This window comes from Candidatus Hydrogenedentota bacterium, from assembly GCA_012523015.1.
In the GTDB taxonomy this organism is placed as follows: Bacteria; Hydrogenedentota; Hydrogenedentia; order Hydrogenedentales; family CAITNO01; genus JAAYBJ01.
In genome coordinates this window covers 1-4,347 of sequence record JAAYJI010000156.1, presented here as the reverse complement: position 1 = coordinate 4,347, position 4,347 = coordinate 1, and the positions used below count along the sequence as shown (strand labels likewise).

Below are 4,347 nucleotides of genomic sequence, written 5' to 3'. Positions count from 1 at the left end.
GGGTTGCTTATCCCAATACGTCCATGCAGCTATTGCCATTGCGAGCCTGGAAGAACTGCAAACAATTGGCAAGGATCCCGCACGAAGTTTGCACGACGCCTATATCCTCACCGGCGACATTGACGCAAGCATCACCTCCCAATGGGACGACGGGAAAGGCTTCGCGCCCATTGGCGATTTTCACGCCCCTTTCACCGGCAGTTTCGACGGACAGGGGCATGTCATAACCGGGCTGACTATCCAGCGCCCTGACCAAGATGATGTGGGACTTTTTGGCTGTACCGATTCTGCTGCGAGCCTAAAAAATATTGGGCTCAACGACGGCACGATTCAGGGGAATTGGTATGTGGGCGGACTTGTCGGCGTCAACAGAGGTTGCATCACGGACTGTCGGGTCAGCGCCGCGATTTCGGGAAACTATGAGGCGGGCGGACTCGCAGGCAGAAACCAACAAGGACAAATAAGCGGCTGTTACACGGCAGGCTCCGTCACAGGCAGGGAGCAGATCGGCGGGCTTGTTGGCAGGAACTGCGGCGCCGTCTCTGATTGCCACGCCGCGAGTACCCTCACAACGGGCAGCGATTCCGTTGCCGTGGGCGGACTTGTCGGCCGCAATGAATCGGGCGCCATCAGCGCTTCCACCGTGAGCGCTTCCGTCTTGGGCGGCGGCTACACTTATTATGTGGGCGGGCTCGTCGGCTGGCATGAAGGGAGCATCACAAATTGCCACGTACGCGGCGCCGACGACACGCAGCTTTCAGTCACAGGCCGCCGCTATGTTGGCGGACTCGTGGGATGGCTCGAAGCAGGCGTCATAGAGGATTGCACGGCTGCCGCCGCGGTCACTGCAACCTATCATGGCGCCGGACTTGTTGCGCTAAATAAGGGTACCGTTACCAAGGTTAATGCCGCAGGTATGGTGAAGGGCGAGAAATGTGTGGGCGGACTCATCGCAGAAAACAGGGGAAAGGTTACCCATGCCCGTAGCGCCTGCACGGTCACGGCAGAAAAAATCCTGGGCGGACTTATCGCCGAGAACAAAGGCGAAGTCATCTGCTGCGCTGCCGCCGGCGCAGTCACCGGAAGCGTTGGCGTGGCAGGGCTTGTCGCGGCAAACCACGGAAGCCTTTCACAGGTCTATGCCACGGGTACCATCTGCGGCGAGTCCGGCGTGGCCGGACTCATCGCGGCAAACTTCGGTACCTTGACAAACGCCTATGCCACCGGCGCCGTGAGCGGTGATGGTTACGTGGGCGGGCTCATTGCTGTCAATGGAGAACAAGGCACCCTCAGCTGCTGCTACGGGGCAGGCACCGTTACCGGCAACGAGAAGGTGGGCGGGCTCATCGCAATTAATGTGGATGGCACCGCGCCCCATTGCTATTGGGATACAGAAGGTTCGCACCAAGCAACCAGCGCCGGCGGCGAAGGACGGAGCACCGCACAGATGACCGCCCCTTATGACCCAACGACCTATGTGAAATGGGACTTTACAGAAAAATGGATTCGTGACACCGACGGTAAAGAAAACGGCGGCTATCCTTATCTCGCGCAGATCCAACAATTAGGCAAATAACCAAGCCGCAACGATGGCGTCCCGTACAGCCAAAAACAGGACCGATTCACAGCGGAACCGATACTGGGTCACCATCAGAAGCGTAAGCTTGAGCGCTCTGAGCGTAATGCTTTACACGCCGAAGGAACGCCAGCTCCCCGCGGGAAAGAGCTCATGCTCTGCGGAAACGGCGGAGCAGCTGACCCAGCTCCGGAACGCGCAGCACGGCGCAGACAGCGGCATAACTCAGCGCACCGGCGAGGGCGGCACAGCCCACGATGACCAAATGCAGCGTCCAAGAAGGGTCCTGCCAATACTGTGTGAGCACGCTCAGCGTCAGATAGGCGACAAGCGCCAAGGCTGCAGTACCGAACGCCATGGACGCAACAGCGCGCAGCAAGGAAGCTGTCCACAGGCGGCGCTCGCCGCGGCCATAGAGAAAGAAGAGCGCCAAAAAATTTAGGGTAAAGGAAATGCTGGTCGATAAGGCGAGTCCCTGATAGCCCATGGGGCGAACGAGCGCCATATTCATAACAATATTCAAAAGCATGGCAGTCGTGGCGACAATGACAGGCGTCCGCGTGTCGTGCCGTGCATAAAAGCCCTGCACCATCACTTTCACCCAAGTAAAGGCAACCAGACCCGGCGCAGCATAGAGCAGCGCCCCGGCAGCCAAAGCTGTGGCGTCAGCGCCAAATTCACCGCGTTGGAACAAGAGCTGGATGATGGGCCGGCGCAACACGAGCAGCACCGCCGCCGCCGGCAGACATAAGAACAAGGATTGACGCAGGCCGTATCGGAGTAAGTACTGTTGCTTGGGCTCATCACCTTGCCCATGGGCGCGCGACAAAGCGGGCAGGATCGACACCGCCACAGCAATACCGAATATGGATAAGGGCAGCTGAACGAGCCGATTCGAAATGTACAGCGCCAAGACCTTATCCTCGCCGAGAGACATGGCAAAAAAACGATCCACCAATTTATTGACCTCACCGGCAGCCTGACCGATGATCACCGGCAAGAGCAGCCAGAAGGTACGCAGCACAGCGGCATGGCGCAATCGAAACGAGGGCAGCACGACGCCCACATGAAATAACATATCGATCCAGAGTACCGCCATTTGTGCGAGGCCGCCCACCCATACGCCAATGACCAATGCCCAAGCGGGATTTTCAAAACGATGACGCAAGAAATACGCGCAAAAGATGAAGGCGAGATTGAGCACCACGGGCGCCCACGAGGGCGTGCCATAGCGCTTTGCTACAAAAAGGGGCGCCATGGCAAAGACGGCAACGCCGATGAAAAAGAGATAGGGAAAAGTCCATTGCATCAAGCGCACCGTATCGTGCAGCTCTGTTTCCGATTGGGGCATTGTTTTGCCCGTGAATGCTTCCAGCGAGGCGAGCGCCCCCGGTACCAGCGGCATGAGTACAATACCAATAACCGTAATGACAACGAAGAGGAGCAGCATCATGGACATGACGGCTGAAACGGCTTCGCGATATCCCGCCGCATCAGATTTTTCCTGTTCAACGCTGAACACAGGCACAAGCGCGGCGTTCACAGCCCCTTCACCGAGCATGTCACGCAGCATATTGGGCAGACTAAAAGCGAAGAGGAAGGCGCCCAGCGGACGGCCCGGTATCGTATGGGCAAAGACCACATCCCGCGCAAGTCCGAGCACACGGCTGACCAAGGTACCGCTCGCAAAAATCATGGCGAAGCGGGACAGTTCACCCGTTCCTTCTTGAGGCGTTACCCGGTTGTTGGATGGTTTAGCTTGGTCCACAGTCTTTCCTTCTTCGTTGAATTCTCCCAAAGTGTATTCTTTTTTTACAAAGGATTCAATTCATTATCCCCTTCCCCCTACAATACACCAAGCCGACAAAAGAGCGCTAACACACATTTCAAAGGATGGACAGGATGGACAGGATGGACGGGATGGACAAAAAACGAAGATATTGTCGACGCAGCGGTCTAAGGTGTTTCCTTTTATGAACGCTCCTTGCGCTGCGTACGGCTGCGATACAGGCGCTCCGTGAAACCGCCTTCGGAGCCGAAGGCGTCGGCGAGGGAATCCAACTGGCGTTTTAACAACGCTGTCGCTACGCCGATCAAAACCACTGCGGCATTGGCCGAATATTCGGCGTAAAGAGATCGCTTCGGTGGTAAAGATAAATGTGTCTCGCCCTGCTTTTCTTCCTGATCATAGCGCGCACAAGTTTGTTTAATCCAAAGAGCCACATCGTCAGCATTGCGACAACGACACACAACCAATGACGCGCATCGCGGATCATCCTTCGACCAAAACTTCAATCCCTGTTGACGCAAAAAATCTTCATAGTCCAAACGTAATTCCGCGAGGCTCGCTTTGGCAACATTCGTTAACTTAAGTTCCGTTTTCTTGGAAGTACCGCTCGCCACGCTCCCTTCCGCAATATTTTGAACACCCGAACGCGCAGCCTGCACCATCTGATCATGGGTGCGGCTGCGCTTATCGATGTATCTGTCACAAAAGCGCACCGTCACATCGTAAACAAGCTGCGCAACCTGAAAGCTTTTTAATTTTCGGAAGCCGCCATGTTTTGGGATCACGCTGTAGTCTTGATCCTTCTCCGGCCGTCCTGTTTTATTCGATTCCATTAGGCAAACTCCACGTTATTACATGAGCCATTCAGTCTATACTATTTACACAAACTAAACAATACATCCCGTCCATCCCGTCCATCCGGTCCATCGTGTCCATTCTGTCCATCCCGTCCATCCGGTCCATCGTGTCCATTCTGTCCATC

Annotated in this window: 3 protein-coding genes; 1 reads left to right on the top strand and 2 read right to left on the bottom strand. The window is 55.9% G+C overall.

The window, feature by feature from the left end:
• A partial coding sequence (locus GX117_06815; GenBank protein ID NLO33051.1) for a hypothetical protein occupies positions 1–1,576 on the top strand: 1,576 nt, incomplete at its 5' end.
• Positions 1,577–1,727: 151 nt separating this feature from the next.
• Here GX117_06815 and murJ read toward each other — a convergent pair.
• Positions 1,728–3,344, bottom strand: coding sequence for a murein biosynthesis integral membrane protein MurJ (gene murJ / locus GX117_06810; GenBank protein ID NLO33050.1), 1,617 nt, complete (start codon positions 3,342–3,344; stop codon positions 1,728–1,730).
• A 203-nt stretch (positions 3,345–3,547) separates the two neighbouring features.
• Positions 3,548–4,198 carry a four helix bundle protein gene (locus GX117_06805; GenBank protein NLO33049.1) on the bottom strand — a complete coding sequence of 217 codons (651 nt, stop codon included), beginning with the start codon at positions 4,196–4,198 and terminating at the stop codon, positions 3,548–3,550.
• Positions 4,199–4,347: the final 149 nt, after the last annotated feature.

Coding starts and splice junctions, on each gene's coding strand:
- GX117_06805 (NLO33049.1), bottom strand. CDS start 4,198: ATGGAATCGAATAAAACAGGACGGCCGGAGAAGGATCAAGACTACAGC.